At 60.6% G+C, this 3,659-nt stretch carries 3 protein-coding genes, 1 tRNA gene and 1 pseudogene; all 5 read left to right on the top strand.

Annotated features, from left to right (window positions below):
• The first annotated feature begins 563 nt into the window (after positions 1–563).
• The 5 genes and pseudogenes from ltrA (at position 564) to GSQ89_RS00005 (ending at position 3,230) form a co-directional block, all read left to right on the top strand.
• A complete protein-coding gene (gene ltrA / locus GSQ89_RS00025; RefSeq protein ID WP_158920644.1) occupies positions 564–1,817 on the top strand; it encodes a group II intron reverse transcriptase/maturase in 1,254 nt (417 codons plus the stop codon).
• Between the two features lie 82 nt (positions 1,818–1,899).
• Positions 1,900–2,103, top strand: a pseudogene (locus GSQ89_RS00020) (transposase); the annotation flags it as partial.
• A 100-nt stretch (positions 2,104–2,203) separates the two neighbouring features.
• A tRNA-Asn gene (locus GSQ89_RS00015) sits at positions 2,204–2,278 on the top strand.
• A 394-nt stretch (positions 2,279–2,672) separates the two neighbouring features.
• Positions 2,673–2,852, top strand: coding sequence for a hypothetical protein (locus GSQ89_RS00010; protein ID WP_158920638.1), 180 nt, complete (start codon positions 2,673–2,675; stop codon positions 2,850–2,852).
• A 165-nt stretch (positions 2,853–3,017) separates the two neighbouring features.
• Positions 3,018–3,230 (top strand): hypothetical protein, encoded by a 213-nt coding sequence (locus GSQ89_RS00005; protein ID WP_158920635.1) that lies wholly within the window; start codon positions 3,018–3,020, stop codon positions 3,228–3,230.
• The last annotated feature ends 429 nt before the right edge of the window (positions 3,231–3,659 follow it).

Below are 3,659 nucleotides of genomic sequence, written 5' to 3'. Positions count from 1 at the left end.
GAGAGTGTGCCGCAGGGGCACACGGAAAGGAGTTCACCATGAACTGACACCGTGTGAAACAAGCTGCGTGAAAGATGAGGGCAGGCCCCTCGGGATCGGCCTTCAGGGGCGGGTCCCAAACCACTCCAGGCGGCGGCGGTCAAGAGCCGTGGTCGTGAGCGCGGGAGCAAAAGCCCGAGGACAACCTCGGGCAGGTGCGTGTTGGTGAGACGAACGAAAGTGAACCCTTCGAAGACGCGTCGTTATCCAGAGAACTGTCGTCAAAACCAGGAGCGTCTCGATCTCCTGGGACCAGCCTGCCGGGAGCCTGATGACTGGGCAGGCGGCGACCGGCGTATAGGGGGCGTGACACCAACGCAGGCTTTGACGTGGAACTGCGGGAACCAGTCGCTTCGATGGCAAGGGAGAAGCTCAAGCGGCGAAAACCGCGAGGCGAGAGTACCGAGGCGAGGCACTGGGACGGACCGCTCCGTAGTAGCAATGAAGGCCGGTAATGCGGCTGGAGCGAAGGGGGCGGGTCAGGCGGGCTGCATCATTGAGGCAACTGGCAACAGGAGGACGCGGTGAGCGCAGCAGACAAGCCGTTCAGTATCGATAAGAAGCTGGTTTACGAAGCCTACAAGGCGGTCAGGGCTAATGCTGGCGCCGCCGGGGTGGATGGACAGACGATCGAACGGTTCGAAGCCGAGTTGGGAGACAATCTCTACAAGCTTTGGAACAGGATGAGTTCGGGAAGCTACTTTCCGCCGCCGGTGCGCGCCGTTGCCATTCCGAAAAAGAGTGGCGGGCAAAGGCTTCTCGGGGTGCCAACCGTGGCCGATCGTGTGGCGCAGATGGTGGTCAAGCAGATGATTGAGCCAGATCTGGACGCAGTGTTCCTGGCAGACTCCTACGGCTACCGGCCCGGTAAATCGGCGCTCAATGCCGTCGGCGTGACGCGAAAGCGCTGCTGGAAATATGACTGGGTGCTAGAATTTGACATCAAGGGTCTGTTTGACAACATCAACCACACGCTTCTGCTGCGGGCGGTTCGGAAACATGTGACGTGCCCATGGGCGGTCCTGTACATCGAAAGATGGCTGACCGCGCCGATGTGCATGGAGGACGGCACGCAGGTTGAGCGAACCTGCGGCACGCCTCAGGGCGGCGTGGTCAGCCCCGTGCTGGCCAATCTGTTCCTGCACTATGCGTTCGATCTGTGGATGACACGGACACACCCGGAACTTCCGTGGTGTCGGTATGCCGATGACGGACTGGTACATTGCCGGAGCGAGCAGGAGGCACAGGCCGTCATGGCCGTGCTTCAGGCCCGCCTGGCGGAGTGCCACCTGGAGATGCATCCGACAAAGACCAAGATCGTCTACTGCAAGGATGGCAGCCGCAAGGGAAGCTATGTCAACCAGGGATTCGACTTCCTGGGGTACGGCTTTCGGCCGCGGCTGGTGAAGAACTCCAGGCGGGGCAGCCTGTTCTGGAGCTTCACGCCCGCGGTCAGCCAGGCGGCGCTCACCGCCATGCGGGAGACGATTCGGAAGACCAACTTGCGCAACAGGACCCAGATCACGCTGGAAGACGTCGCCAATGAGATCAATCCAGTCTTACGAGGCTGGATTGAGTATTACGGGCGCTACTGTCCCTCAGCGCTGTATCCGATGTTCCGCCATGTCAACAGGTCACTGGTGGCATGGGCCATGCGGAAGTACAAACGCCTCGCTGGTCATAGGACACGGGCAAGCATCTTCCTCGAGACCATCTCAAAGAAGACCCCGTGTCTCTTCGCGCATTGGCGGAAAGGTACTGTCGGCGCGTTCGCCTGATGGGAGCCGTGTGAGGCGAGAGTCTCACGCACGGTTCTGCGAGAGGCCGGAGGTGAAATCCCTCCGGCCTACTCACCATGGCCTGCATTGGGTGTTGGACGTCGTCTTCCACGACGATCTCGCGCGCCTGCGCTCAGGCCACGGTCCCGCCAACATGGCGATCGTAAAACATACCGCCATGAACCTGCTGTCACAGGCTAAACCGATCACCAGCTTGAAAAACCGCCGTAAACGCGCGGGCTGGAACCAAGATTACCTGGAGAAAATCATCCGACGCACCGCGTGAGACATTCAAGCGATTCCCCTGAACAGACGCTTTCGGCAGTTGACCCGCCGGGCGGGGGCCACTAGACAGGCGCCCTCGGCGGCCGCTGCCGGGACAGTGTTCGGGTGTAGCTCAGCGGTAGAGCAATCGGCTGTTAACCGATTGGTCGTAGGTTCGAATCCTACCGCCCGAGCCATTGAAATCAATCAATTAGCTGGATTTTTCCTCTTCCCCACGCTCCATTGTCAATGACGGGCAACAGTAGGGGCAACAAACGACGAGGTTCTAAGCCCGATTCTTGCGCGCGGGTCAGTCCGAGCCACACGTCTGCCGCCCAAGCCGAGGCACGTTCATGCGCACACTCATCACCCTCGTGGCGACCCTCTCCGTAGTCGCGCTCACGGCTTGCGGTGGGACGGATAATGGCGTGGGGCAGCCTCACCGCAGGCAAGCTGGGGCCTTACATCGGCGGAAGTGCTGGACTTGGCTTCTCGTAGGCCGACCGGCGCGGTCTCCCGCGGACAGATAGCTGGTCGTCTCCCACGCAGGACATCACGTGCAGCCGGTTCGGGTTGCGCTCAGGAGGTACAATGCTCGGATCCAACATCGCTTTGCCGTTCCTGTCCGCTATCACCGGGGCAATGTTCAGCACGTGGATATACGGGCAAGACGTCTGGTTCACAGGCGCGGCCATAGGGTTCGGCATCGGCTGCGCGATCCTGGCGTTGGTTTGGCTGCTGTTCGCGCTCCTCAAAACATGGGCCGGATGACCTCCATAGGAAGTGGCTCAGTGTATTGACCTCCCATCGCCGCCGTTCGCGCCATCTCGCGCGTCAGGATGCAGTGCTTCGTACGTTTCCTTGCGGACTGGGCATCCTCGAGGGGCGGCCTCGTCTTGAGAACATAAATAAAACATAATGGTAGTCATGTGTTCCATGACCCTTGACCGCCTCGCTGTCGCCGTGCGTGGTATGCTGCGCGATGCGCTCATGTTGATCGACACGCCAGAGGGTTCGAAGCCAATCCGATCTGTGAGTTATGGATATGGCCGGTGCCTGCTCGATGGCAGCGTGCAGCAGTTCCCGACGAGAAGCGCCATCCCGGAAGGATGGCCTTACGTCATCGTCCTGTCCACCGAGCGGCTGTGATGGCGCCGTATCATGAAGTCTGTGCGACATGCGGCAGGACGGTCCCGCGCCGATATCCGCCCGACACGTCGCCAATCGTCTGCGACCTATGCCAAGATCAGCCCGACGATCGGCAACTCGCGTTGGAAATCGGCGATATGCAACCTCGACTGTGACGGACATTCTCCTGCCGCGGGTCGGAAACCTCGGAAAAACAGGCGATGAACTCTTCCATGCGCGGTGGCCACCTGGGGTGAATCCCGACGTTGGAATCCAATCAGCCGCCACGTCGCAAGTCCAAAATTCGCCGAAATCCGTCATATGCGAATCCCCCGCCGTAGGGGGGAGCTAGTTCCAGGGGAATCGGGTGAAGTCGTTTACCGCGCGATGAGGCCTGCGAGGAAGTCGTCGTCCCAAGCGGCGACCTTGCGGCGCAGGCGGAGTGAGTCG

This window comes from Acidisphaera sp. S103 (genome assembly GCF_009765975.1).
Lineage (GTDB): Bacteria > Pseudomonadota > Alphaproteobacteria > Acetobacterales > Acetobacteraceae > Rhodopila.
This window is presented reverse-complemented; position numbering and strand designations above follow the sequence as displayed.

What these genes read in the sequence shown, in the direction of transcription:
- GSQ89_RS00010 (WP_158920638.1), top strand. Translation starts at nt 2,673, where the DNA reads ATGCTCGGATCCAACATCGCTTTGCCGTTCCTGTCCGCTATCACCGGG.
- GSQ89_RS00005 (WP_158920635.1), top strand. Translation starts at nt 3,018, where the DNA reads ATGACCCTTGACCGCCTCGCTGTCGCCGTGCGTGGTATGCTGCGCGAT.